Source organism: Rhizobium croatiense (assembly GCF_019793465.1).
In the GTDB taxonomy this organism is placed as follows: domain Bacteria; phylum Pseudomonadota; class Alphaproteobacteria; order Rhizobiales; family Rhizobiaceae; genus Rhizobium; species Rhizobium croatiense.
In genome coordinates this window covers 160,021-181,694 of the sequence record NZ_JAILYJ010000006.1, presented here as the reverse complement: position 1 = coordinate 181,694, position 21,674 = coordinate 160,021, and the positions used below count along the sequence as shown (strand labels likewise).

26 protein-coding genes are annotated in these 21,674 nt (G+C 62.3%); 13 read left to right on the top strand and 13 right to left on the bottom strand.

Annotated features, from left to right (window positions below):
* Positions 1-13 precede the first annotated feature (13 nt).
* From K6M89_RS12080 to hemP, 4 genes are read right to left on the bottom strand one after another with little or no spacing between them, the layout of a single operon-like run.
* On the bottom strand, positions 14-1,126 hold the full coding sequence (locus K6M89_RS12080) for a FecCD family ABC transporter permease (RefSeq protein ID WP_222139594.1): 1,113 nt from the start codon (positions 1,124-1,126) through the stop codon (positions 14-16).
* Between the two features lie 2 nt (positions 1,127-1,128).
* Positions 1,129-2,058, bottom strand: a complete 930-nt coding sequence (locus tag K6M89_RS12075) for a heme/hemin ABC transporter substrate-binding protein (RefSeq protein WP_222139593.1) — start codon at positions 2,056-2,058, stop codon at positions 1,129-1,131.
* An 11-nt stretch (positions 2,059-2,069) separates the two neighbouring features.
* Entirely contained in the window at positions 2,070-3,119 is a 1,050-nt protein-coding gene (locus tag K6M89_RS12070; RefSeq protein WP_222139592.1) for a hemin-degrading factor, read from the bottom strand.
* A 20-nt stretch (positions 3,120-3,139) separates the two neighbouring features.
* Positions 3,140-3,322, bottom strand: coding sequence for a hemin uptake protein HemP (gene hemP / locus K6M89_RS12065; RefSeq protein WP_222139591.1), 183 nt, complete (start codon positions 3,320-3,322; stop codon positions 3,140-3,142).
* Between the two features lie 176 nt (positions 3,323-3,498).
* Between hemP and K6M89_RS12060 the strand changes: the two genes are divergently transcribed.
* From K6M89_RS12060 to hmuQ, 5 genes are all read left to right on the top strand, one after another.
* Positions 3,499-3,924, top strand: coding sequence for a hypothetical protein (locus K6M89_RS12060; protein ID WP_222139590.1), 426 nt, complete (start codon positions 3,499-3,501; stop codon positions 3,922-3,924).
* 57 nt (positions 3,925-3,981) lie between these two features.
* A complete protein-coding gene (locus tag K6M89_RS12055) occupies positions 3,982-5,307 on the top strand; it encodes an energy transducer TonB family protein (RefSeq protein ID WP_222139589.1) in 1,326 nt (441 codons plus the stop codon).
* 107 nt (positions 5,308-5,414) lie between these two features.
* Positions 5,415-5,822 carry a DUF2325 domain-containing protein gene (locus K6M89_RS12050; RefSeq protein WP_039621588.1) on the top strand — a complete coding sequence of 136 codons (408 nt, stop codon included), beginning with the start codon at positions 5,415-5,417 and terminating at the stop codon, positions 5,820-5,822.
* A complete protein-coding gene (locus K6M89_RS12045; protein ID WP_222139588.1) occupies positions 5,819-6,091 on the top strand; it encodes a hypothetical protein in 273 nt (90 codons plus the stop codon). The genes K6M89_RS12050 and K6M89_RS12045 overlap by 4 nt, the downstream gene beginning before the upstream one ends.
* Positions 6,092-6,100: 9 nt before the next feature.
* Complete coding sequence (gene hmuQ, locus K6M89_RS12040) at positions 6,101-6,415, top strand: heme-degrading protein HmuQ (RefSeq protein WP_097581892.1); 315 nt, start codon at positions 6,101-6,103, stop codon at positions 6,413-6,415.
* Positions 6,416-6,624: 209 nt separating this feature from the next.
* On the opposite strand, the gene K6M89_RS12035 is transcribed toward hmuQ, so the two are convergent.
* Together K6M89_RS12035 and K6M89_RS12030 are read right to left on the bottom strand one after the other, a co-directional pair.
* Complete coding sequence (locus tag K6M89_RS12035) at positions 6,625-6,996, bottom strand: DUF423 domain-containing protein (protein ID WP_097581890.1); 372 nt, start codon at positions 6,994-6,996, stop codon at positions 6,625-6,627.
* Positions 6,993-7,388 carry a group II truncated hemoglobin gene (locus K6M89_RS12030; RefSeq protein WP_222139693.1) on the bottom strand — a complete coding sequence of 132 codons (396 nt, stop codon included), beginning with the start codon at positions 7,386-7,388 and terminating at the stop codon, positions 6,993-6,995. The genes K6M89_RS12035 and K6M89_RS12030 overlap by 4 nt, the downstream gene beginning before the upstream one ends.
* A gap of 160 nt (positions 7,389-7,548) precedes the next feature.
* On the opposite strand from K6M89_RS12030, the gene K6M89_RS12025 reads away from it, so the two are divergent.
* The 5 genes from K6M89_RS12025 to K6M89_RS12005 all read left to right on the top strand — a co-directional run bounded on the left by K6M89_RS12025 (position 7,549) and on the right by K6M89_RS12005 (position 10,992).
* On the top strand, positions 7,549-8,112 hold the full coding sequence (locus K6M89_RS12025) for a TetR/AcrR family transcriptional regulator (RefSeq protein ID WP_222139587.1): 564 nt from the start codon (positions 7,549-7,551) through the stop codon (positions 8,110-8,112).
* A gap of 18 nt (positions 8,113-8,130) precedes the next feature.
* Positions 8,131-8,472 (top strand): SMR family transporter, encoded by a 342-nt coding sequence (locus K6M89_RS12020; RefSeq protein WP_097581888.1) that lies wholly within the window; start codon positions 8,131-8,133, stop codon positions 8,470-8,472.
* A 205-nt stretch (positions 8,473-8,677) separates the two neighbouring features.
* Positions 8,678-9,463 (top strand): ThuA domain-containing protein, encoded by a 786-nt coding sequence (locus tag K6M89_RS12015; protein WP_222139586.1) that lies wholly within the window; start codon positions 8,678-8,680, stop codon positions 9,461-9,463.
* Positions 9,464-9,472: 9 nt separating this feature from the next.
* On the top strand, positions 9,473-10,516 hold the full coding sequence (locus K6M89_RS12010) for a Gfo/Idh/MocA family protein (RefSeq protein WP_097578201.1): 1,044 nt from the start codon (positions 9,473-9,475) through the stop codon (positions 10,514-10,516).
* Between the two features lie 38 nt (positions 10,517-10,554).
* Complete coding sequence (locus K6M89_RS12005) at positions 10,555-10,992, top strand: EamA family transporter (RefSeq protein WP_097578202.1); 438 nt, start codon at positions 10,555-10,557, stop codon at positions 10,990-10,992.
* A 120-nt stretch (positions 10,993-11,112) separates the two neighbouring features.
* Here the strand turns inward: K6M89_RS12005 and K6M89_RS12000 are convergent, their stop codons facing one another.
* From K6M89_RS12000 to K6M89_RS11975, 6 genes are all read right to left on the bottom strand, one after another.
* Entirely contained in the window at positions 11,113-11,508 is a 396-nt protein-coding gene (locus tag K6M89_RS12000; protein WP_009984915.1) for a DUF1236 domain-containing protein, read from the bottom strand.
* A 117-nt stretch (positions 11,509-11,625) separates the two neighbouring features.
* Positions 11,626-12,738 carry an ABC transporter permease gene (locus tag K6M89_RS11995; RefSeq protein WP_097578203.1) on the bottom strand — a complete coding sequence of 371 codons (1,113 nt, stop codon included), beginning with the start codon at positions 12,736-12,738 and terminating at the stop codon, positions 11,626-11,628.
* A gap of 1 nt (position 12,739) precedes the next feature.
* On the bottom strand, positions 12,740-13,867 hold the full coding sequence (locus K6M89_RS11990) for an ABC transporter permease (RefSeq protein WP_222139585.1): 1,128 nt from the start codon (positions 13,865-13,867) through the stop codon (positions 12,740-12,742).
* On the bottom strand, positions 13,864-15,609 hold the full coding sequence (locus K6M89_RS11985) for an ATP-binding cassette domain-containing protein (RefSeq protein WP_222139584.1): 1,746 nt from the start codon (positions 15,607-15,609) through the stop codon (positions 13,864-13,866). Before K6M89_RS11985 ends, K6M89_RS11990 begins: the two co-directional genes overlap by 4 nt.
* Positions 15,606-16,616, bottom strand: a complete 1,011-nt coding sequence (hlyD, locus tag K6M89_RS11980; protein WP_222139583.1) for a secretion protein HlyD — start codon at positions 16,614-16,616, stop codon at positions 15,606-15,608. The genes K6M89_RS11985 and hlyD overlap by 4 nt, the downstream gene beginning before the upstream one ends.
* Complete coding sequence (locus K6M89_RS11975; protein WP_222139582.1) at positions 16,613-17,314, bottom strand: CerR family C-terminal domain-containing protein; 702 nt, start codon at positions 17,312-17,314, stop codon at positions 16,613-16,615. The genes hlyD and K6M89_RS11975 overlap by 4 nt, the downstream gene beginning before the upstream one ends.
* Positions 17,315-18,111: 797 nt before the next feature.
* On the opposite strand from K6M89_RS11975, the gene K6M89_RS11970 reads away from it, so the two are divergent.
* A complete protein-coding gene (locus tag K6M89_RS11970) occupies positions 18,112-18,426 on the top strand; it encodes a hypothetical protein (protein WP_222139581.1) in 315 nt (104 codons plus the stop codon).
* Positions 18,427-18,661: 235 nt separating this feature from the next.
* A complete protein-coding gene (locus K6M89_RS11965) occupies positions 18,662-18,934 on the top strand; it encodes a hypothetical protein (protein ID WP_222139580.1) in 273 nt (90 codons plus the stop codon).
* A 498-nt stretch (positions 18,935-19,432) separates the two neighbouring features.
* Here K6M89_RS11965 and K6M89_RS11960 read toward each other — a convergent pair whose 3' ends face one another.
* Positions 19,433-20,449: an NAD-dependent epimerase/dehydratase family protein gene (locus K6M89_RS11960; RefSeq protein ID WP_222139579.1), complete on the bottom strand. Its 1,017-nt coding sequence runs from the start codon at positions 20,447-20,449 to the stop codon at positions 19,433-19,435.
* Positions 20,450-20,722: 273 nt separating this feature from the next.
* On the opposite strand from K6M89_RS11960, the gene K6M89_RS11955 reads away from it, so the two are divergent.
* Positions 20,723-21,673: an endonuclease/exonuclease/phosphatase family protein gene (locus K6M89_RS11955; protein ID WP_222139578.1), complete on the top strand. Its 951-nt coding sequence runs from the start codon at positions 20,723-20,725 to the stop codon at positions 21,671-21,673.
* Position 21,674: the final 1 nt, after the last annotated feature.

Below are 21,674 nucleotides of genomic sequence, written 5' to 3'. Positions count from 1 at the left end.
CTCACAAGATCGCTCACAGGGCTAGGCGCGAACGCTGCTTCAGCAGGATCCACAGGAAGAAGGGGCCGCCGACCGCTGCGGTAATGATGCCGATCGGCAGTTCGGCAGGGGCGACCAGGGTGCGCGCCAGGACATCCGCGAAGATCAGCAGCGAGCCACCGAGAAGGGCTGCGGCCGGCAGCAGGAAACGATGATCCGGGCCGATCGCCATGCGCAGGATGTGCGGCACGACGATGCCGACGAAGCCGATGCCGCCGCTGACGGCGACGGAAGCGCCGGTCGCCGCGGCGACGCCGACGATTGCGACATTCTTCAGCCGCTGCACCGGCACGCCCATATGAAAGGCGGCTGCCTCGCCGAGCGTGATGGCATTGAGGCCGCGGGCCATGAAGGGCAGGGCCATAAAGGACAGCAGGATGATCGGGCCGGCGGCGGCGATCTTCGTCCATGTGGCGCCGGCAAGCGAGCCCATGCTCCAGAAGGTCAGGTCGCGCAGCTGCTGGTCGTTGGCGACGTAGATCAGCAGGCCGGTGAGGGCGAGGGTGAGCGCGCCGAGCGCGATGCCGGCAAGCAGCATCGTCGCCACCGAGGTCTGGCCGTGACGGGTGGCGATCCGGTAGAGCAGCAGCGTCGTGACAAGACCGCCGCCGAAGGCGGCCACCGGCAAGGCATAGATGCCGAAGAACGCCTGGAACGGTGCCGCGAGGCCGCTGCCGAGCACGATCATGGCGACCGCGCCCAGGCTTGCGCCGGAGGAGACGCCGACAAGGCCCGGATCGGCGAGCGGATTGCGGAACAGGCCCTGCATCACCGTGCCGGAGACGGCCAGCGAGGCGCCGATCAGAAAGCCGAGGATCGTGCGGGGAAGGCGGATATCGAAGATGATGATCCGGTCACGGGCGCTCAGCGCCGCCTCTGAGCCGGTCATGTTGCCGATGACGTCGAAGATCGAGGCATCCGAGGCGCCTGTCGTCACCGAAAACAGCATCGCGAAGGCGGAGCCGGCGACAAGCAGCGCGATCGCCAGCACGGCGAGCCGCCTTCTGTCGCCCGCCCGCCTGGTTTCGCCGATCTCTGCCACCGCAAAGCGTCGCCTTCGTTGCGTCATGGCTTGCGGCAGGGCCATGATCAGCCCCCGTAGATCGCCGCGTTGAGCTCGCGCGCGGCGGCGGCCGTGCGCGGGCCGAAGCCGAGTATATAGATGCCGTCCATCCGCACGATCGCCTTCTTTTCGCCGGCCGGCGTCAGCGCGATCGCCGGCTGGGCCAGCAGGTCCTCGTTCCTGGTGCCGGCGGCATCGCCGCGGTCCATCATCAGGATGATGTCGGGCTTGGCTTCGATGATCGCCTCGTCGGTCAGCGGCTTATAACCGGGGAATGCGCCGACGGCATTGACGGCGCCGGCAAGCTGGATGATGCCGTCGGCCGCCGTGCCGGTGCCCGAGGCCATGATCCGGCCGTTCTGGGCGCTGAGGATGAAGAGGACGCGCTTGCGTTCGGCCTCCGGGCGCCTTTCGGCGTCGGCGATCGCCGCATCGAGATCGGCCGCGACCTTTCCTTCAAGCGCCTTCGCCTTGTCGGGCACGCCGAGCAGCGCGCCGACGCGATCGATCTTGGCGATGATGCCGTCGCGGGTGAACGGGCTCGGCACGGTCTCGAAGGGCACGCTGGCATTCTTCAGCACGGCCAGCGCCTCCTTCGGGCCCGAACCCTCGACGGCGATGATCGCTGTCGGGTTCATGGCGAGGATGCCTTCGGGCGAGAGCGCGCGCATATAACCGACATTGGGCAGTTTCAGCGCCGCTTCCGGATAGGTGCTCGTCGTGTCGCGGGCGATCAGCCGGCGTTCCTCGCCGAGCGCATAGACGATCTCGGTGATATCGCCGCCGACCGAAACCAGGCGCGACGTGTCGAGCTTGCTGTCCTCGGCGCGGGCGGCGCGGACAAAGGCGATGCCTTTGACCGCCGGCGCCGAAGGGATCAGCGGCAGCGCCATGACGGCCGCCGTCAGCGCCAGTTGCCAGGGGCGGATTCGGCGCAGATTGTTACGCATCGTCATCGTCGCGATCCTTATGCGGCGACGCTTGCTGCCCGCGGCAGGTTTTCGATGATCTCACGCCATTCCACGCGTTCGTCAGAGCCTTCCTTGCGCTTGCCGAAGAACTGGATGATCATCTCGCCGTCGGCATTGTAAGCCTCGAGCGAAGTGACGTGGCCGTCCTTGGTCGGCTTGCGCACGGCCCAGGTCTCGGCGATGTGATCCTGGCGCAGATGCAGGTGGAAGGTCGGGTCCATGATATTGACCCACGGGCCCATCGCCTGCACGTTGAAGATCGGGCCGGAATGGATCTGGACGATGCCGTTATTGGTGACGAAGCACATGATCGGCAGACCTGATTTCACCGAGGCATGCATCATCTCCGCCGTCGCGCCGTTGTCGAGCTTCCAGGCATAGTCGTCGCCGACGCTGCGGATGGCCGCCTGGCGGCCAATCTTCAGGCGCTTCAGCATGCCGAAGAACTCATGCGTGTCGGTGAGCTTGCTCCAGTTGTCGCGCAGCGCGTCGCGGTCGACATCTGCGGCCTCATCGGCGGCATTGGAGATCTCCGCCTCGACGAATTCCTGCGACTGGTCTTCGAGCTTCAATTCGGCGACGATCGCGTGATAGGCCTCGACATTCGAATTCGGTCGCAGATGCACCTTGTGCACGGCGTTGCCCGCCTTGTCGAAATATTGCAGGCTGAGACGCTCCTGGTCGCCATCCTTTCTGGATACGGCGAAGCCATGCTCCCAGCGGCTCGGGAAGATGCGCAGGTCGATGTTCTCGCCGAGCACGATCGCGCTCTGCATGCCCATCTTGATGTTTTCGAAAACGCCGATCTTCTCGTGCACGGCGCTTTCGTTGCGCGACAGCGCCATCACTTCGCCGAGGCTGGCGACGCGTTCCAGAAGCTTCAGCGCGCTGCCATCGATGCGGGTCACGCTGATGCCGGTTTCGGCGGCAACGAGGGCTGCCTCGGAAATCTTCAGCCGGGCGGCGATATCGCGCTCGCGCATCTTTGGATTTTCGGCGCGAAACGCACGGATTTCGGCCGGCGCCGGTCTTTTCTGTTCAGTCATATCTTACCTACTTATTGGCCCTATTTATTAAGAATGAGCTTGCCCTGGCGGGTGATCTTCAGGCGGTAGACCAGCCCGTCGTGTCTGATCACGATCTCGTTCGTGCCGCGGAAAAGATCCGCGCTGTCGACGATCCGATGTTGCGCCGCCGGCTCGCTGGGCAGCGGCGCATGCTTAAAGCTATCTGGCTTTTCAACCATCATGTCGGTTGGCAATTCCGTGAAGCCGGGGATCGGTGGTCCCCGGTGTGGTGACAATTAACTTGACTTTCTTACTCATAGTTTCTTAAAGACGCAATAGGAGACTAACGTAGTCAAGTTTTTGAGATTGCTGATTTGCGGCTGCCCGCCGGCGGCCGGCGACAATGGCGGAGAAGATCATGACGGGTAGGTTTGCGGCCGTTGCGGCCGGCTGGGTGATGGCGGTTGCGAGCGTATGCCAGGCACAGGAGACGGCGCCGGCAGCCTCTCTCAATGTCGAGCTCAACGCGCTGGCACCCTCGCAGAAGGGCTGCATGATGACCTTCGTCGCGCTCAACCAGCTGCCCGCCGCCATCAACAAGGTGTCCTTCGAACTTGCCTTCTTCAACGACAAGAATGCCGTCGACCGCATCACCGTGCTCGATTTCCGCGATCTGCCGCAAGGCAAGAAGCGGGTGCGTCAGTTCGACATGCCGAATGTCAAATGCGAGAGCGTGACCCGCATCCTGATCAACGACACGCCGGTCTGCGACGGGCCGGCTGCCGGCGAATGCATGAAGGGTATCGTCACCCGCTCGCAGATTTTCGTTCCCTTCGAGGGATAAGAAGACGCCGGGGATGATCCCCGGCGGGCATGTTTCAGGCTGTCCGGGGCATAGACAATGGCGATTTCAGCGAAAACCAGATCGAGACAGGTGCTCATCGGGGGGGCGGACGCCGGCGGCAGCCTGAATGATAATACGCCCGGAATGCATCCCGGCCACGAGCTTTCCGAATTGCGCCACGCGCAGCGGCAGCCGGCCGGCGAAACGGTGATCCACTACACGCGTTTCGCGCAGATTTCATCCTTCCCGGATCATCCGGAAACTGCCCCAGCAGCTCCCGTTTCCGCGCCGCCGATGGACGCGGCGGTGGAAAAACAGGAAGCAGAGAAGACACCGGTGCGGCGGCGGGTGGCGCTGAGTTGCGTCGGTTCAGCCTTTTTCCATGCTGCGTTGGCCGCCACGCTGCTTATTGTGATGCCTGCGCCCTCGGATGAAACGCTGATGGAGGCGGGCGAGGCGATCAGCGTCGTCATGCTCGGCAGTTCCGACGCCGATCAGAGCGCAGCCGGCGACACTGAGGTGACCATTCAGGAAGAAGTGGTCCCAGAGGCTGTTGAACCCGATACAGTTAAGCCAGTCGAGACAGCCGAGGTGCAGCCGGAGGTCGTTCAGCCGGAAACCGTGCAGCCCGCTGACGCAGAGCCGATCGAAACCATCCAGCCTGTGCAGGAGGTTACACGTCAATCAGCGGAGACGATTGCGGCTTCGGAACCTGAAGTCCTGGTATCCGAAACCCCTGCCGAAACTTCTGTCGTGCAGCCGATGTCGACGGTGGTGCCGGAGCGGCCGGTGATGTCTAGCGAACCCCCAACGGCAGCCGCAATGCAGTCCGAACCCGAAGAGATCAAGCCTGTCGAGGTACCTCCCGTTTCTCCCGAGCCGGAGCCTCCGACTGAGGTGGTCACTCCGCAGCCGAAGCCGAAGCTGGAAAAGCCTGTAGAAAAGAAGACGGTGGAAAGAAAGCAGCCGCCGAAGAAAGCACAGGGTTCGGAGGGCGATGCCAAGCAGGAGTCGCGCCGGGGTGCTGCAGACGGACAGGCAGACGCCAATTCGAACGATAATTCGCGCACATCCGGTGGACGGAATGGAGCGGGCGGTGCGTCGGAAGCCAATTACAAAGGCAAGCTTGTCGCGCGGTTGTTCCGTTGCGTAGACCGGATGGAGTCTCGGTATCGTACGGCTCCGGCCACCTTGACCGTTCGCATCACCGTCAATCGCAGCGGCGATATCACCGCATCGAGTGTTGTCCGTGGCTCGGGGCTCCCCGAGGTTGATAGCGCGGCTCTTGCCAGGGTAGCCTCTTGCAACCTGCCGGCGATGCCGGACACGATCGCGGCATCCTCGCGTTCCTACACCTTCCCCGTCGAGGTCACTCCGCGATAATATGATAAAAATAATCAGCTTTATACTTTACTCTAAAAATCAAGTTTAATAAGGTCCGTTCGCACACGCAGGAATCGTGTGACGATCAACGAGCGAACGGGTGGTAAATGGCTCGCAAGGGCAAGAAGGGTTCGAACCGGGAGGTCCGCGACAGCGCGGGCGAGGACGCAAGTCAGGCATCCCCCGGACGGTCCAAACTGGATGGCCGCAGTTTCCTCTATGTCGGCGGGCGCGACTGCCAGGTGGCGCATCTTCGCCAAATCTGCAGCAATTTCGGCGCCGAGCTCATTCATCACGACGGCGGCCTGCGCGAAGCGGTGTCCCGCATCGATACCGTGCTTCCCTCGGTCGACTGCGTCTTCTGCCCGATCGACTGTATCAGCCACGATGCCTGCCTTCGGGTGAAGACCGGCTGCAAGAAGTTCGGCAAGGCCTTCATCCCGCTGCGCAACGGCAGCAAATCCAGCCTGGAGCGTGCGCTGCAGACGATGAACGAACGAGACAATTCCCGATGAACGACCAGCATCCCGACGGCTTCACCATGATCGGCCTGCACAAGCTCGCTGCGCAGGGCGGCGACGGCCTCGTGCCCGAACTCTACGAACTTTTTCAGCAGCATGCCGAACGCCAGCGGATCTATCAGAATGTGACGCTGTTCCCGACCTGGGAGGCGCGCATGCCTGGAGAAGCGACGACGAGAGCACTTGGCCCGGCGGCGGCAAACGGCAATAATATTCTCGCCTTTCCCGCGCTTGCGGCAAGGATGGATAAGCGGAAGGCGTAGGGTGATTTCATGTATATCGCAATGAACCGCTTCAAGGTCGCAGCCGGCAGCGAGAGTGATTTCGAGACGGTTTGGCGCAATCGCGATTCCAGCCTGGCCGAGGTGCCCGGTTTCGTCGAATTTCGCCTGCTGCGCGGCAAGGCCAACGAAGAGGAGGGCTATACGCTCTATTCCTCGCACACGATCTGGAAGAGCGAAGCGGATTTTCAGAACTGGACGAAATCCGAGAATTTTCGCGCCGCGCACCGAAATGCCGGCGACCGCAAGGCGATGTACAAGGGACCACCGGTGTTTGAAGGCTTCAATGTGGTCGATGGGATATAGCTGCTAACAGTTGGCTCGGCGTCCGTAGCCCCCTCATCCGCCCTTCGGGTACCTTCTCCCCGAGGGTAGAAGGGACGTGCCGCAGCGCTGGTTTTCCCTTCTCCCCTCGGGGAGAAGGTGGCCCGAAGGGTCGGATGAGGGGGCTACACGGCACGCGCTTCATGCGACTCCTAGTTTGCTGTTGAGCAACCGGCAGCGATAGCCAAACTCTACGCCCGAACCCGCAAGACCGCACCAGCCGCAACCGCCAGCCAGCCAAGCATCATCGCCCAGCCGCCGGTCGGCGCGGCATAGGGGAAGAGGCCGGAACCGGCAAAACGCAGCGAGACCAGATCACCGGCAAAGAGCAGCGTTCCGACGATCATCAGAAAACCGGCCAGCCAGGCGGTTTTGAGCCTTGCGGTGCCGAGAGCCAATGCCAGCAGGGCAGGGGCGTGCGCCAGGCACATGGCGGATGCCGATGCGGCCAGGTTGGCTTGCCCGCCGCCATGGGCGGCAAGGGCGGCAAGCGCGACGCCGGCCACGCCGAACAGGCCGGCAAAGAGATAGAGCACCGGTTCCAGACGCGCATTCAGGCTCATGGCTGTTCCTTGTTCTGCATGTGGTAGGCGAGGCGCTCGACCGGCGCCCAGATGAGATCGCGCAGCGCCTGGCTTTTGATCGTCTCGTCCAGGGCGCGGCGGAAGCAGATGAGCCATTCGTCGCGCTCGACAGGGCCGATCTCGGCGACGAAATGGCGGCTGCGCAGGCGCGGATGGCCGCGTTTGTCGGTATAGAGCGGCGGGCCGCCGAGATAACCGCTTATATATTCGTAGAATTTCTCTTCGCTCTCCTGAAGGCTCGGCGGGTGCACGGCGCGCACGTTGCTTGCCTCCGGCAGCTTGTCCATCAGTTCATAGAAACGGCGCGTCAGCGCCCTGACGGCGGGATCGCCGCCGATCGCTTGATATAGAGTGGTGACCTTCTCCGTCACGAAACCATCCCAGATGTCTTTCCCCGCCCCTTCATGCACCGGGCGGAAAATGATCGCAACTGTCATCAAGCTGCCGCGGCATTTCGCGCATAATGCCGGCGCCGCAAGGGTTTCATCGATTCTGCTTGACAAAACCGTCCGGACGGTATCTTTGTCTCGCATGCCGAACGCTCATCACCGCAAGAAACAACCGGCCCTCGTGCGCCAGCAATTGCTGGATGTCGCCGCGCGTCTTGCTGCGAGCGAAGGCATGGCCGCGGTCACGCTCGATGCGGTGTCGGCCGCCTCCAGCGTCAGCAAGGGCGGGCTGCTGCATCACTTCCCGACGAAGAATGCGTTGCTCGACGCCCTGTTCGAGAGTCTGCTTGAAACGTTCGACGCCGATATCGAGGAGCTGATGCGGGGAGATCCGCTGCCGCAGGGCCGTTTCACCCGCGCTTATGTCATGGCGGTATCCGGTCTCAAGCACCGTCCCGACGATTCCAGAAATTGGACGCAGGTGACGATCGCGCTGCTTGCCGAACCCCGGCTGCGTCTGCGCTGGCGCCAGTGGGTGCAGGCGCGGGCAGAGGAATATGTCGGCACCGACTCCTCGCTCGACGCCCAGATCGTGCGGTTTGCCGCCGACGGGCTTTGGTTCGCGGACACGTTGGAAAGCCACGATATCGACGGTGCCCTGAGGCGGGATCTCATCGGCCGCCTCGTGGAGCTGACCGGCAAGTAATCCGAAAGGGAATTCGTCATGAGCCAGGCCGCCGTTTACGGGCTGCTTTTTGCCGCCATCGTGCTCGAAGTCATCGGCACCACCGCGCTGCAATTGTCGCAGCAGTTCACCCGCATCGGGCCAACGGTGCTCGTCGTCGCCTGTTATGCGGCCGCCTTCTATTGCCTGTCGCTGACGCTGAAGAGCATCCCGGTCGGTATCGCCTATGCGATTTGGAGCGCTTTGGGAATCGTGTTGATTTCCTCGGTCGGGCTGATCTTCTTCAAGCAACGGCTCGACCTGCCGGCAATCCTCGGGCTTGGGCTGATCGTATCCGGCGTCGTCGTCGTCAACCTGTTTTCGAAATCCGTTTCGCATTGATATTGCTGCGATATTACCTAAAGCCGTTGTGCGCCCACGAGAGAAATTTTCCCCTTTGTCAAATTCCTGACAAAGGGCTATGTGTTGCTTGAACGTGGAGGAGAATGAGGCGCACGCGGCGCCATTTTCCAAAGCGCTTTGAATCCTGCCTTCCTGCCTTCCTGCCTTCCCGCCTTTCGAGACTTCCACTCTACAGGAGCACAACATGGCCATTCGCACCGTCGTCTGGGGAGAGAATATTCACGAGAATACCAATGAGATCGTCCGCGGCATCTATCCCGAGGGCATGCACACGGCGATCGCCAACGCGCTGAACAGCGATCCAGCCATCTCCGCGACAACGGCGACGCTGCAGGAGCCGGAACATGGGCTCAGCGAAGCCCGGCTTGCCGAAACCGATGTGCTGACCTGGTGGGGCCACAAGGATCATGGGGCGGTCTCCGACGTCGTCGTCGAGCGTGTCGCCAGGCGCGTCTGGGAGGGCATGGGCCTGCTGGTGCTGCATTCCGGTCATTTCTCGAAGATCTTCAAGCGGCTGATGGGCACGCCCTGCGCGCTGAAATGGCGCGAGGCGGGCGAACGCGAGCGGCTGTGGACGATCAACCCGCGCCATCCGATCGCCGCCGGCATCGGCGAGCATTTCGAACTCGAGAACGAGGAAATGTACGGCGAGCAGTTCTCGGTGCCGGAGCCGCTGGAAACGGTGTTCATCTCCTGGTTCCAGGGCGGCGAAGTGTTCCGCTCGGGCCTGACCTGGCGGCGCGGCGCCGGCAACATCTTCTATTTCCGCCCCGGCCACGAGACCTATCCGACCTATCACGACGCCACCGTCCAGAAGGTGCTGATCAATGGCGTCAAATGGGCGTACAACCCGCAAGGGGCGTTGACTGCTATTACCGACGCTCCAAATGTGCCGGTAGAAAAGGCGCTGGAGCCGATCATCGAACGCGGCCCGAAACTGCACCAGGCCGGCGAAGCCGGTTACCGCTGAGGAGCATTCATGCGACTACTCGTTCTTGGCACGGGCGTGATGGCGAAAAACCAGCTCACCCACTTCAGCAAAATCGACGGCGTAACGGTGGTCGGCGCCGTCGACACCGATCCCGACCGGCTTTCCGCCTTCGCCGACAAGTTCGGCATCGAAAAGCGGTTTCTGTCGCTGGATGAGGCGATCGCCTGGGGCGAATTCGATGCGGCGACAAATATCACGCCCGACCGCATCCATCACCCGACGACGCTGGCGCTGATCGCCGCCGGCAAACATGTGCTCTGCGAGAAGCCGCTGGCGGAGAATTATCCGAAGGCGCTGGAGATGACGGAAGCGGCCGAAAAGGCCGGCATCATCAACATGGTCAACCTCACCTATCGCAATGTCGCGCCGCTGCAGCGCGCCCGCGAGATGGTGCTCGCCGGCGAGCTCGGCACGATCAAACATGTCGAGGCATCCTATCTGCAGAGCTGGCTCGTCTCGCGCGCCTGGGGCGACTGGCGCACGGAATCGACCTGGCTATGGCGGCTGTCCACCGGCCATGGCTCGAACGGCGTGCTCGGCGATGTCGGCATCCACATCCTCGATTTCGCCGCCTATGGCGCCGCAACCGACATCGATCATGTCTTTGCGCGGCTGAAGACCTTCAATAAGGCGCCGGGCGGCCAGATCGGCGAATATATGCTCGACGCCAATGACAGCTTCACCATGTCGGTCGATTTCGCCAACGGCGCGCTCGGCGTCATCCATGCCAGCCGCTGGGCGACGGGCCATCTGAATGAACTGAAGCTGCGCATCTACGGCGAGAAAGGCAGCCTCGAGGTCATTCATCGCCCCGGCGGTTCCGAATTGCGCGGCTGCCTCGGCGAGGATGCCGAGACCGCCACCTGGAGGGAGATCGAGGTGACGCCGGTGCCGACCAACTACCAGCGCTTCGCCGAGGCGGTAGCAAGCCGCATCCAGCCGGATCCCAATTTCCGCCACGCCGCCAACCTGCAGAAGGTTCTCGACCTCGCCATGGTCACCGAGCGTGAGCGGCGCGAGCTGAAGGTCTGATCCTGCGGGAGAAAGAGCCGAGGGCGGGGACAAGCTGCATGAAAAGCCTTCTCACAAACTGGCCGCTTTGGGCGCTTCTTTCCGCCGGCTTCGCAGCGCTCACCGCGATTTTCGCCAAGGTCGGCGTCGAGAACGTTAATTCCGACTTCGCGACGTTCATTCGCACCATCGTCATCCTGCTGGCGGCGGGCGTGATGATCTATGTGACCGGCAACTGGCAGGAGCCGTCCTCGGTGTCGAGCAGGAGCTGGTTCTTCCTGGTGCTTTCGGGCCTTGCCACCGGCGCATCCTGGATTTGTTATTTCCGGGCTCTGAAGCTCGGCGATGCTGCCCGTGTTGCGCCGATCGACAAGCTGTCCGTCGTCTTCGTGTCCGTCTTTGCGGTGCTTTTCCTCGGAGAACGCCTGTCGCTGCCGAACTGGCTCGGCGTCATCATGATTGCCGGAGGCGCGGTGCTCATAGCCTACAGGGCTTGAAGCATCGATACCATCATAACGCAAAGGAAGCTCCGGCGGTGAAGTGCATCGCGCGAAAAAAAGCCCCGCCGAAGCGGGGCCGGAGGTTGCCGAGCCGCAGGGGCGGCATCGGCCGCTTGATTATTCGATGACCTGCACGACGCGGTGCGTGCGGGGTTCGACGATCACGCGCTGATTGTTGATGACCGTGTAGGCGTATTTCGGGTTATCGGGCACCGGAGTGACGACGACATCCGCCGGGAGCGGCTTGCCGACGACGATCGGCTCCTCAACCACTACACGGGCAGTCGGGGCAGGCTGCTGCTGGACGTAGGTGACGACCTCGCGCGGCGGCGGATCGACGACAGCGCCGGCGACACCGCCGGCTATGCCGCCAACGGCGGCACCCACGGGGCCGCCCACAATCGCGCCGGTGATGGCGCCGCCGGCCGCACCGGTGACAGCGCCGTCAGCAAGCGCGTTGGTGGCGAAAGACGAAAGCGCAAGGGCGCCGGAGACAAGTAGAATCTTGTACATTTTGCTTCTCCTTTGCTGGGGTTGCGTCTGGGTAACGACGCCGCCTGGCCGATGTTCCGGCAGGAGATTCACGCTTTGGAAGCCCGGTTCACATTCTGTGAGGCGGCTGAAATCGCCTCATTCCAGCCGCCGGCGGAAGAGCCAGGCGGCGGCGCTGAGCGTGACGGTGGCGATCAGCGCCAGCGGGATCGTCTGGTTTATCACCTCGCTCAAGGGGATATCCTTGAGGAAAACGCCTTTGACGATCACCAGGAAATAACGCAGCGGATTGATGAAGGTTATTGGCTGCAGCCAGCCCGGCATGTTCTCGATCGGGGTCGCGAAGCCGGAAAGCAGCATGGCCGGGACCATGAACAGGAAGGCGCCGAGGATCGCCTGCTGCTGCGTCATCGACAGCGCCGAGATGAAGAGGCCGAGGCCGGCGACCGAGCCGAGGTAGAAGATGGCGCTGCCGTAAAGCAGGAAGAGTGAGCCGCGCAGCGGCACCTCGAAGAGGAAGACGGCGGCCAGGATATAGACGGTGATGTGGAACAGGCCGATCATCATCGGCGGGATCAGCTTGCCGATCAGGATCTCATGCAGGCGCAGCGGCGAGACCATCAGCTGATCGAAGGTGCCGAGTTCGCGCTCGCGGGCGATCGACAAGGCGGTGACGATCAGGCCGATCAAAAGCGCGATGCTGGCGATCAGGTTCGGCACCATGAACCACTGGTAGGTGAGGTTGGGGTTGAACCAGTTGCGGGGCATGGTCGAAACCATCTCGGGGCCGGCGCGCCTGCCTGCGGGTGTCTCGGCGGCAAGGGCCGCGCTGATCTGCGAGAGGTAGCCGGCGACAATCTGCGAGGCATTGGAACGGCGGCCGTCGAGGATCACCTGCAGATCGGCCGGCGCTTCCGCCTCGATGTTGCGGGAGAAATCCGGGCCGATTTCGATCGCTGCGATCACTGTCTGGTTGTCGATTGCCACCTGAACTTCGGCCTGATTGGCGGCGATCTCGATAGTGCGAAAGGTCGGCGAGCCATCGATGCGCTCGATCAGTTCTTGGCCCCAGTGGCCGCTGTCACGGTTCAGGATCATGACGTCGACATTGCGCACTTCGAGCGTGGCGGCATAGGAAAAGACCAGAAGCTGGACGATCGGTGGGCCGATCAGGATGGCGCGGCCCTTGGGGTCGCGCAGCACGGCGAGCAGTTCCTTGACGATGAGGGCGTAGAGCCTTGTCCATCCCATCTCAGCCGATCCTCTTTCGGGTGCTGCGCGCCGCGAGCACGAACATGATGGCGCCGATCGTCAGCATGACGGCGATGGCTTGAACAAACATCGGCCAGATGTCGCCGGCGAGAAACACGGTCTGCAGACCGGGGATCAGGTAACGCGCCGGCACGATGAAGGTGATCCACTGAATGACCTCAGGCATGGAGTTGATCTCGAACAGGAAGCCCGACAGCAGGAAGGCCGGCAGAAAAGCGGAGATCAGCGCCAGTTGCGAGGCGAGGAACTGGTTCTTCGTCGCCGTCGAGATCAACAGACCCTGGCCGAGCGCCGGGATCAGAAAGGCGGCCGACAAGGCGTAAAGGGCGGCGACGGAGCCGCGGAACGGCACGCCGAAGAGAAAGACAGCAAGCAGCACGCAGAGCGTCATCGAGGTGAGGCCGAGGAGGAAATAGGGAAGGATCTTGCCGGCGAGCAGCTCGACCGCCGTCACCGGCGTCGCCATCATCGCCTCCATCGTGCCGCGCTCCCATTCGCGGGCGACGACCAGCGAGGTCAGAAGCGTGCCGACCAGCGTCATGACGATGGCGATCGAGCCCGGCACGAGGAAATTGCGGCTGGTCAGCTCCGGATTGAACCAGAAGCGCTGTTCGACCGCGATGGGGGGACCGGAGGAGGCAACATCCGCCTGCCTCTGCCGTTCCCAATTGGCAATGGCGCCCTGCGCATAATTCTGTACGAAGTTCGCGGTGTTCGGATCGGAGCCATCGACGATCACCTGGATGTCGGGCCGGTTGCCGGCGGTGTAGCGCGTGGTGAAATCGGCCGGGATGACGACGATGCCGCGCAGCTTGCCGAGCACAAGATCTTCCTCGAACAGGCGCCGGTCGCGGCCGATCACCACCTCGAAATAACGCGAGGCCCGGAAGCTGGCCGCGAGATCCTGCGTCAGCGGCGTCATCTCTTCCGCGACCAAGCCGATGCGGGTGCGGGTGGTATCGAGCGAGACGCCATAGCCGAAGAGGAAGAGCAGGATCAGCGGCAGCACGAAGGCGATGAGGATGCTGCTCGGATCGCGGATCGCCTGAAGGCTTTCCTTGCGCACCAGGGCAAAAAGACGCCGAAGGCGACCGCCGGAAGCATTCATGCCGCATCCCCTGCTTCCGACTGCTGCACGAGCGCGATGAAGGCATCCTCCATCGTCGGGTCCGGCTGCTCTTTGGTCGCCACCCTGGCCTTCAATTCATCGGGCGAGCCGAGCGCGATTGAGCGGCCGCGATAGATCAGCGAGATGCGGTCGCAATATTCCGCCTCGTCCATGAAATGGGTGGTGACGAGCACGGTGACGCCCTTTTCGACCAATCCGTTGATATGCGTCCAGAACTCGCGCCGAGTGATCGGGTCGACACCGGAGGTCGGCTCGTCCAGGAAGAGGGCGCGCGGCTCGTGCATGACGGCGCAGGCGAGCGCCAGGCGCTGCTTCAGGCCGAGCGGCAGGTCCTTGGCGGCCTCGCGGCCATGGCGGCCGAAATCGAAGATATCGGCCATCAGCGCGATGCGCTCGCGTCTGTGCTGTCCGCGAAGGCCGTAGACGCCGGCGAAGAATTCGAGGTTCTGCATGACTGTGAGATCGCCGTAGAGCGAGAATTTCTGCGCCATGTAGCCGAGCTGGTTGCGCGCCTCGGCGGCATCGCGGCGAAGATCGAAACCGGCGACGCGGCCTTCGCCGCCGGTCGGCTTCAACAGGCCGCAGAGCATCTTGAAGGTGGTGGACTTGCCGGCACCGTTCGGGCCGAGCAGGCCGAAGATCTCGCCGCGGCGGATATCGAAGCTGATGTCCTCGGCCGCGGTGAAATCGCCGAAGCGCTTGGTCAGGCCCCTGGCCTCGATCACTGGCCGATCGCCCTCGGCCTTCAGCGGTTCCTGTGCTTCGGCCAGCCGGGAGCGGCCGCCGGGGCCGCCGCCCAGCATATCGACAAAGGCATCCTCGAAGCGGGGCGGGGCGGCAGCGAGCGTTGCACTGCCGCCGGCCGTGTCGATATCGGGTTTCATGTCCATTGCCGCAACGAGACGGATCGCTTCGCCCTGGATCACGCCGTCGATGACGCCGTTGGCTTCAAGGAGTTCGGCGAGCACCTGCCGGCGGCGACCTTTGACGCCGGATACTCTGAAGACCCGGTCGCTCATGCGCTCGGTCATCTGTTCGGGTTTGCCTGAAAAAAGCAGCTTTCCCTGGTTCAGGAGCAGCACGTGGTCGCAGGCTTCGGCCTCGTCGAGATAGGCGGTCGACCAGAGCACGCCGATGCCTTCCTTGGTCAGGTTCTCGACCATCTTCCACAGGTCGCGGCGCGAGATCGGGTCGACGCCGACGCCCGGCTCGTCGAGCAGCAGCAGTCGCGGCTTTTTCAGAAGCGCGCAGGCAAGGCCGAGCTTCTGCTTCATGCCGCCGGAGAGTTTGCCGGCCAGCCGGCCGGTGAAGCGCTTGAGATCGGTGAAGCTCAGCAGTTCGTCGAAGGTTCTCGCGCGTTCGCTCTTCGGCAGGCCGCGCAGATCGGCGTAGAGATCGAGATTTTCCTGCACCGAGAGGTCTTCATAGAGGCCGAAGCGCTGCGGCATGTAGCCGATCGCCGCCTGGATGCCGGCGGCATTCTTCCTGGTGTCGAAGCCGAGAACCTCGACCGTTCCGCTGTCGGGCAGCATCAGCCCGGTCATCAGGCGGATCAGCGTCGTCTTGCCGGCGCCATCGGGGCCGACGAGGCCGGTGATCGCACCGCCGGCGATCGTGCCGGAGACGCTGTCAAGGGCAGGGGGAGCGTCGCCGAAACGTTTCGTGACGGCGTCGATCCGGACGAGCGGCTTGTCGTCCCAACCTGTCTGGGAGGCGGTCATCGTCCGACCGCAGACGCCGGAGGCCGCACGGTGACCGGCATGCCCTGGCGCAGGTCCGGGCCTGGCTTGTCGATGACGATCCTCAGGCGATAAACGAGATCGGTCCTCAGCTCCGGCGTCTCCACCGATTTCGGGGTGAATTCGGCGACCGGCGACATGAAACTGATGGTGCCTTCATAGGGTTTGTCGGGCGCCGTATCGGAGGTGACGGAAACCTTCATGCCGGGGTGGATGCGGCCGAGATCGGGCTCGGCGAGATAGCTGCGCACCCAGACCGGTTCGGTCAGGGACAGCACAAAGACGGTGTCAGCCGGCGAGACGATCGCACCGTCTTCCCGCACCCGCGAGAGGACGACGCCGTCGTTCGGGGCGCGAAGCTCGGTATCTTCAAGCGAGGTGCGGGCCGAGGCCAGCGTTGCCTCGGCTGCCTTCAGCTGCGCATCGGCGGCGGCAATATCCTCGACGCGCGAGCCTTCCTGCAAGAGCTTCAGCGCCTCGTTGGCGGACTGGGAGCGGGCGGCGGCCATCGCCTTTGCGGCGGTCGCCTGGTCGAGGTTAGCCTCGGAAATGGTGCCCTGCGGACGAAGCTGGCGGGCGCGTTCATAGGCGAGGTTGGCGTTCTGCAGATCCGCGAGGCTCTCGTCATAGGCGGCGCGCGCCTGGGCAATCTCGGTCGGCCGCGGGCCTGCCTTCAGCTTGTCGAGCGTCGCCCGAAGAGCAGCCGCATTGGCCTCAGCCGAACGGACGGCGAATTCATAGGGCGCGGCGTCAAGTTTCGCCAGCAGTGTTCCCCTCTTGACGACATCGCCCTCATCGACGCGGAGTTCGGAGAGGCGGCCGTTGACGCGGAAACCGAGCGAAACCTGGCGGATATCGACATTGCCGTAAAGGACGAATTCGCGGCGGGCCTCAGGCAACCAGCCGAGCTTTTCGGGCAGGCCGTACCACCAGGCCGCGGCCGCTGCGGCAACGAAGAGAAGGAGAGCGATGGGAAGGATACGCCTCATGCCGCACCTTCCTTCGGCGGGCCGAGCACATCGACCAGTTCGGCGGCCAGCCCGCGCAGGATCTGCACCTGCTCCGGTCCAATGACGTCCCACTCCATCTGAGCGAGCACGGCAGCGTGAGTGACACGAAAGACGAGGATGCTGCCGAGAAGGCTGAAGGTGCGCATGCGCACATGTTCCGAAGCCGGATCCTCACGCAGAATGGCGCCGATCAGCCGCCGGCCGATCTCGATCATCGGCCGCATGATGCCTTGATAGACCCTGGCGAAGGCTTCCGTCGGCTCCATCTGCTCACGGATCAGAAAGCGCGCCCAGGATTCGGATTCCTTGCCGACGAAAAGCGTCACCATGGTCTGGAGAATGTCGGTGAGGAAGCGCCGGGCTTCGGCCTCTCCGAGCGGTTTGCCTGCGGCCTCCAGGCTCAGCAGATGCGTGCCGATGCGCGCTCTCATATCGCCGATATGCGTGTCGATGCGGGCCATCAGATATTCGGCGGTGGCGATGTAAAGGCCTTCCTTGCTGCCGAAATAATAGGGGATGGCCTGCAGATTGACACCGGCCGCTTCGGTCAGCTGGCGGGTCGATGCGCCGTCGAAGCCATAGCGGCCAAAGACGTCGAGGGCGGCGGAAAGCATCTTCTGCCGCGCGACATCGGCGCGAGCCGAGGCTGGTGGTGGATTGGCCTTTTCCTTGATCATGAAGATTTTGTAACATGGCAGGAAAAATAAGTCAATCGATTGATTATTTTTGGAGCGCCGTTCGCACCGCCGCCGTCCTGACGGTCGACATCGATCGAGCCTGCATTCGGTGATCGACGGCAGCGCGAATAAGCAAAGGCAAAGAGGCCCGTGGGAACGGACCTCTCAGGGTTCTCGGGGTGAGAAGAGGAACCAAGCCTCGGTATGGCTGCCAACAGGGGTAGCGATGCGACTATCGCTAATTTTCACGACACTGATATGTCTGGCGTCGGCCGGTTGCAAAACAAGCGGCCGACGCTCTTTCGTTGCTTCCCGGCCATGTTTTGACACAAAACCGCCTTGCTCTTTCCGTACCGCCGGTTCGATGCGTATTCAGATCTATATTATCGCGCTCCTGCTGAGCGCCATTATGTGGTCGATCTCGTTCGACGCGGCGCGAGAGTCCTATCACGCTGCCCAGAGTGCGGGATTGATGCCCAATTTGCACATCAACAAGAAGCTGGATCGCATTCTGTAGACTGCGGGCCGGCGTTCACACCATTGGCATTGCGTGTTGGTCGAGGCGGCGTATCGGCCGCCGGATGCGTTCGCCATGTGCCCGGGCGCCTCTCGGTCCTCAAAATCCGAGAAAGCCGGAGAAAGTCAAATTTCGTAAAATTTGACCGATCCGCTTAAAAGCCCTGCAAATCCTGGCGTGTAGAGTGGTCTCATGAAAGCGGCCGAGGCGTGGACAGACGCGTCGATCGTTTGGAGCCGGACGGAGCGAACGCCGGCCGATCCACGAATGGGGACCTGACATGCAGAGAGCACTTGCCGCCATCGCCTTGACTTTGACCGTGACTGCCGCTGCCGGGCCGGCCTTCGCCGTCGGCCCCGCCAGCCTCGCACGCGATTTGATGTACACGTCCGCCATCGGCCATTCGCCAGAGGTTCCGCTGACGACACGCGCCGGTTTCGTGCGCCCGGTCGTTCCTTTCGTTCTGCGCAGCCCTGCTGCGGCCGAGGATCAGGGTTACGAACTCAAGACCTATTCGCAGAGCCTGGCCGCCGTTGTCGACTATGTGTTGTGGAAGACGGTCGACGCAGTGCAGGCGGTGACGTTTCGGCGCTGAGATCGATCATGCGCTGCTTGAGGCGCTGCCTGCGCAACTGGTAGATATTATCGTCGTACCTATGGATGGCATCCAACATGCGCAGCTGGCTGGCGGTTCCGGCCTCGAGGATAACACGAGATTGCTGATGCGCGTGCTGTGGGTAGCGGTGACGCCCCGGGAAGGTCCTTAATGGGTTGCCAAGGCCCCCGCGCGCGCTCAAAAAGATCTGGTCACTGGGGCGGAAGGCATCGCTATGGTTGATCAGATTTCTCTTTCCGGGCTGTCGGAAGAAAGCTGGCGGGCGGTCATCGAAGCGCTGGCAGCGGCAGGCTGGTCCGTGCGGAACGGCGGCGGCCTGGACTTCTCCTGGGCTGCAGTCGAACGCGACGGGATGCGGATCGATATGGAATGTGATGCATGGCAGGAGGGTGAAATGGTCTTTGCTAAAGCGGATGCGTCCATAATAAGCGGCGATCTTCCTGCCCAGTTGATTGCAAAACTGGAAATCGGATCGTTCCCTCGTTGATGCGGAGCCGGACGGCGCGAACACGCATCTCATGACTATCGGTGGCTTGCGATTACAGAGGTCGACGCGCCCATAACCCCTCAACTCGTGGATCGCAGAGCGATGAGAAGTCTCGCACTTACGGTTTGCGCTGTCTTTTCAGTCCTAGCTCTGAGCGGCGGTATTTTCCTCGGCGCTTTCCTGATTATGAGTCCTTCAGGCGGCGGCTTGTTTCCCAACCTTGGCGCTGTTCTGGGGCTACTGGTCCTCGGTACCGGAAATCTGGTCTCGAGCATCTGCAATGGTATCTATTGGTGCTTCGGTAGAGCCCCTCGTTGGCTTAGAATGGTTACGCTGGCACAGAGCCTGCCCACGCTCCTGTTCGCGGGCTTGCTCATATTTGGGATGGACCCCATGTCGTGACTGGGGAGCGATATTGGTCATGGACCGGGCTTCCCAAAGACTGCCCAAACCACGCCACGGAAGCCGGTTACGAACGCGCCTGAAAATCATCCGGATCTAGCCGTCGAGCTGGCCGCGCGCATCGAGATACCATTCGACGAAAGCCTTGACGCCGACGTCCAAGGTCGTTCCCGGTTTGTAGTCCGTGAGCGCGACAAGCAGATCGGGGGCGGCGAAGGTGCGCGGCACATCGCCCTTCTGCATCGCCAGCATCTGGCGAATGGCAGGCCGGCCGAGCGCCTTTTCCACCGTCTCGACGAAATCCATCAGGCTGACCGGCTGGCCGCCGCCGATATTGACGACGCGGAAGGGCGCCTGGCGTGAAAGCGTTTCGACCGCCGCGTCGTCGAGGCGATTTTCCTCGCCGGGCGCAATGGCCGACAGCCTGACGATCGCTTCGACGAGATCATCGATATAGGTGAAATCGCGGCTCATATTGCCTTCGCCGTAGATCTCGATCGGCTGGCCGTCGAGCATGTTCTTGGTGAATTTGAACAGCGCCATATCGGGCCGGCCCCATGGGCCATAGACGGTGAAGAACCGGAAGGCCGTGGTCGGAATCTTGTGAAGATGGGCATAGCTGTGCGCCATCAGCTCCATCGATTTCTTCGTCGCGGCGTAAATGGTCAGCGGCTCGTCGGCGCGATCGGTCTCGCGGAAGGGGACGGTCGCGTTGGCGCCATAGATCGATGATGTCGAGGCCAGCATCAGATGGCGGACTTCGACCCGCCGGGCGATTTCCATGATATTCCACGAGCCTTCGACGTTCGAATGTATATAGGCTTCGGGATTTTCCAGGCTGTAGCGTACGCCGGCCTGTGCGGCGAGGTGGATCAGAATGTCGGGCTTGGCCGCGAGAACAGCCGCCTCCAGCGCCAGCCGGTCCTCGAGCATCGCGATGACCGGTTTGAAGGCCGGAAACTGGGAGAGGGCCGCATGGCGCATCTCCTTGAGCTTGACGTTGTAATAGGGCGTGAGGCCGTCGAAGCCCGTTACCTCATGCCCCTCCTGCAGCAGGCGCCTGGCCAGATGAAAACCGATGAAACCGGCCGTCCCTGTAATGAAGTAGCGCATTCCCACCTTTTCTTGGCCCCCTGCCGACGGCAAAGAGCCGATTCCGTATCACGTGACCCCCCTTACAAGATAAGAAGAGGCCGAGTCGATAGGTGTTTGAGGGAGAAGACTGCGACACCTATGCCGGTTTCATGGGCGTCGGCGCGGGTCTGCTTGGCGCATTCCATCGATATTGCTTATCTGCCGAGATGATGGCCGATCGTTATGCTGCGTTGCAACATGCCGGCCTGCATGTTATGCCCGCCCAGTCGTCGGCAAGCGGAATCAGGATCGATGCGAGATATAATCTATTGGATTCTCTGCGCATTTCTGACCATTGCCATTGCCATCGTGTCGCTGCGCTATGTCACGAACTTCTGGCTGTTATCCTTTGTCTACAGCTTTCAGATCCATCTCGGGGTCATCTTTGTTGCCGCCAGTCTGGCAATTCTGGCAGTCAAAAGGCAGATCTACGGCTTGGTTCTTCTGCTCGCCTCGCTTTTTCTCACCGCTCACGGTTTCGTCATGCTGCGCGAATTTGCGCAGGATGATCAGCAGACGGGTCCCGCGCCGCTTTTCCGTCTGATGTCGTTCAACATCGCCATCGACAATTGGAAAAACTCGACGGCCCTTGCCGACATGGTGATTGCTTCGAACGCCGATGTCGTCAATTTGCTCGAAGCCAAGCCGCTGACATTTCATCTGCAGCGATTGTTCAAGGCCTATCCCTATCATATCGGCTGCGACAATGGCAAAGATAGCTGTGATACGCTGGTCCTGTCCAAACGGCCGTTCGTGATGCGGCAGGTCGCAAGCATCGGCAGTCTGCGAAAAGACAGGCTGGTCGTCTCAAGCATCGACTTCGGCGGCCAAGTCATCAATCTCGCGTCGGCGCACCTGTCCAAACCCTATTACGACGACTACCAGATGGGCGAACTGGACGACCTCGGCAAGGCGCTCGGTTCGCTCTCCGGCCCTCTGGTGCTGTCCGGCGACTTCAATTCGTCGGCGATCGCGCCCAGCATCCAGGGTCTTCTGCGCGAACAGAAACTGAAGACGCTTGCACCTGAACCGGCGACATGGCCGATCGCTGCCGGCGCCTTCGGGATCGCCATCGACCACATATTCGCGCGGGCGCCACTTCGCCTGATCTCACTCAAACGTCTCGACGACAATCTCGGCTCGAACCATTCCGGTCTGATCGCCGAATTCGCGCTCGGCCAGGAAACTTCACCGATGAGGTGAC

Bases quoted from the DNA above. Each gene is read 5' to 3' on its own strand.
- K6M89_RS12035 (WP_097581890.1), bottom strand. From the start codon at position 6,996: ATGAGCCTGAATGCGCGTCTGGAACCGGTGCTCTATCTCTTTGCCGGC.
- K6M89_RS12000 (WP_009984915.1), bottom strand. From the start codon at position 11,508: ATGTACAAGATTCTACTTGTCTCCGGCGCCCTTGCGCTTTCGTCTTTC.
- K6M89_RS12070 (WP_222139592.1), bottom strand. From the start codon at position 3,119: ATGACTGAACAGAAAAGACCGGCGCCGGCCGAAATCCGTGCGTTTCGC.
- K6M89_RS11985 (WP_222139584.1), bottom strand. From the start codon at position 15,609: ATGACCGCCTCCCAGACAGGTTGGGACGACAAGCCGCTCGTCCGGATC.
- K6M89_RS11960 (WP_222139579.1), bottom strand. From the start codon at position 20,449: ATGCGCTACTTCATTACAGGGACGGCCGGTTTCATCGGTTTTCATCTG.
- K6M89_RS12075 (WP_222139593.1), bottom strand. From the start codon at position 2,058: ATGACGATGCGTAACAATCTGCGCCGAATCCGCCCCTGGCAACTGGCG.
- K6M89_RS12055 (WP_222139589.1), top strand. From the start codon at position 3,982: ATGGCGATTTCAGCGAAAACCAGATCGAGACAGGTGCTCATCGGGGGG.
- hemP (WP_222139591.1), bottom strand. From the start codon at position 3,322: ATGATGGTTGAAAAGCCAGATAGCTTTAAGCATGCGCCGCTGCCCAGC.
- K6M89_RS12020 (WP_097581888.1), top strand. From the start codon at position 8,131: ATGAGCCAGGCCGCCGTTTACGGGCTGCTTTTTGCCGCCATCGTGCTC.
- K6M89_RS11975 (WP_222139582.1), bottom strand. From the start codon at position 17,314: ATGATCAAGGAAAAGGCCAATCCACCACCAGCCTCGGCTCGCGCCGAT.
- K6M89_RS11955 (WP_222139578.1), top strand. From the start codon at position 20,723: ATGCGAGATATAATCTATTGGATTCTCTGCGCATTTCTGACCATTGCC.
- K6M89_RS12045 (WP_222139588.1), top strand. From the start codon at position 5,819: ATGAACGACCAGCATCCCGACGGCTTCACCATGATCGGCCTGCACAAG.
- hmuQ (WP_097581892.1), top strand. From the start codon at position 6,101: ATGTATATCGCAATGAACCGCTTCAAGGTCGCAGCCGGCAGCGAGAGT.
- K6M89_RS12050 (WP_039621588.1), top strand. From the start codon at position 5,415: ATGGCTCGCAAGGGCAAGAAGGGTTCGAACCGGGAGGTCCGCGACAGC.
- K6M89_RS12060 (WP_222139590.1), top strand. From the start codon at position 3,499: ATGACGGGTAGGTTTGCGGCCGTTGCGGCCGGCTGGGTGATGGCGGTT.
- K6M89_RS11990 (WP_222139585.1), bottom strand. From the start codon at position 13,867: ATGAATGCTTCCGGCGGTCGCCTTCGGCGTCTTTTTGCCCTGGTGCGC.
- K6M89_RS12005 (WP_097578202.1), top strand. From the start codon at position 10,555: ATGAAAAGCCTTCTCACAAACTGGCCGCTTTGGGCGCTTCTTTCCGCC.
- K6M89_RS12010 (WP_097578201.1), top strand. From the start codon at position 9,473: ATGCGACTACTCGTTCTTGGCACGGGCGTGATGGCGAAAAACCAGCTC.
- K6M89_RS11965 (WP_222139580.1), top strand. From the start codon at position 18,662: ATGGTTGATCAGATTTCTCTTTCCGGGCTGTCGGAAGAAAGCTGGCGG.
- K6M89_RS11970 (WP_222139581.1), top strand. From the start codon at position 18,112: ATGCAGAGAGCACTTGCCGCCATCGCCTTGACTTTGACCGTGACTGCC.
- K6M89_RS12080 (WP_222139594.1), bottom strand. From the start codon at position 1,126: ATGGCCCTGCCGCAAGCCATGACGCAACGAAGGCGACGCTTTGCGGTG.
- hlyD (WP_222139583.1), bottom strand. From the start codon at position 16,616: ATGAGGCGTATCCTTCCCATCGCTCTCCTTCTCTTCGTTGCCGCAGCG.
- K6M89_RS12015 (WP_222139586.1), top strand. From the start codon at position 8,678: ATGGCCATTCGCACCGTCGTCTGGGGAGAGAATATTCACGAGAATACC.
- K6M89_RS12025 (WP_222139587.1), top strand. From the start codon at position 7,549: ATGCCGAACGCTCATCACCGCAAGAAACAACCGGCCCTCGTGCGCCAG.
- K6M89_RS11995 (WP_097578203.1), bottom strand. From the start codon at position 12,738: ATGGGATGGACAAGGCTCTACGCCCTCATCGTCAAGGAACTGCTCGCC.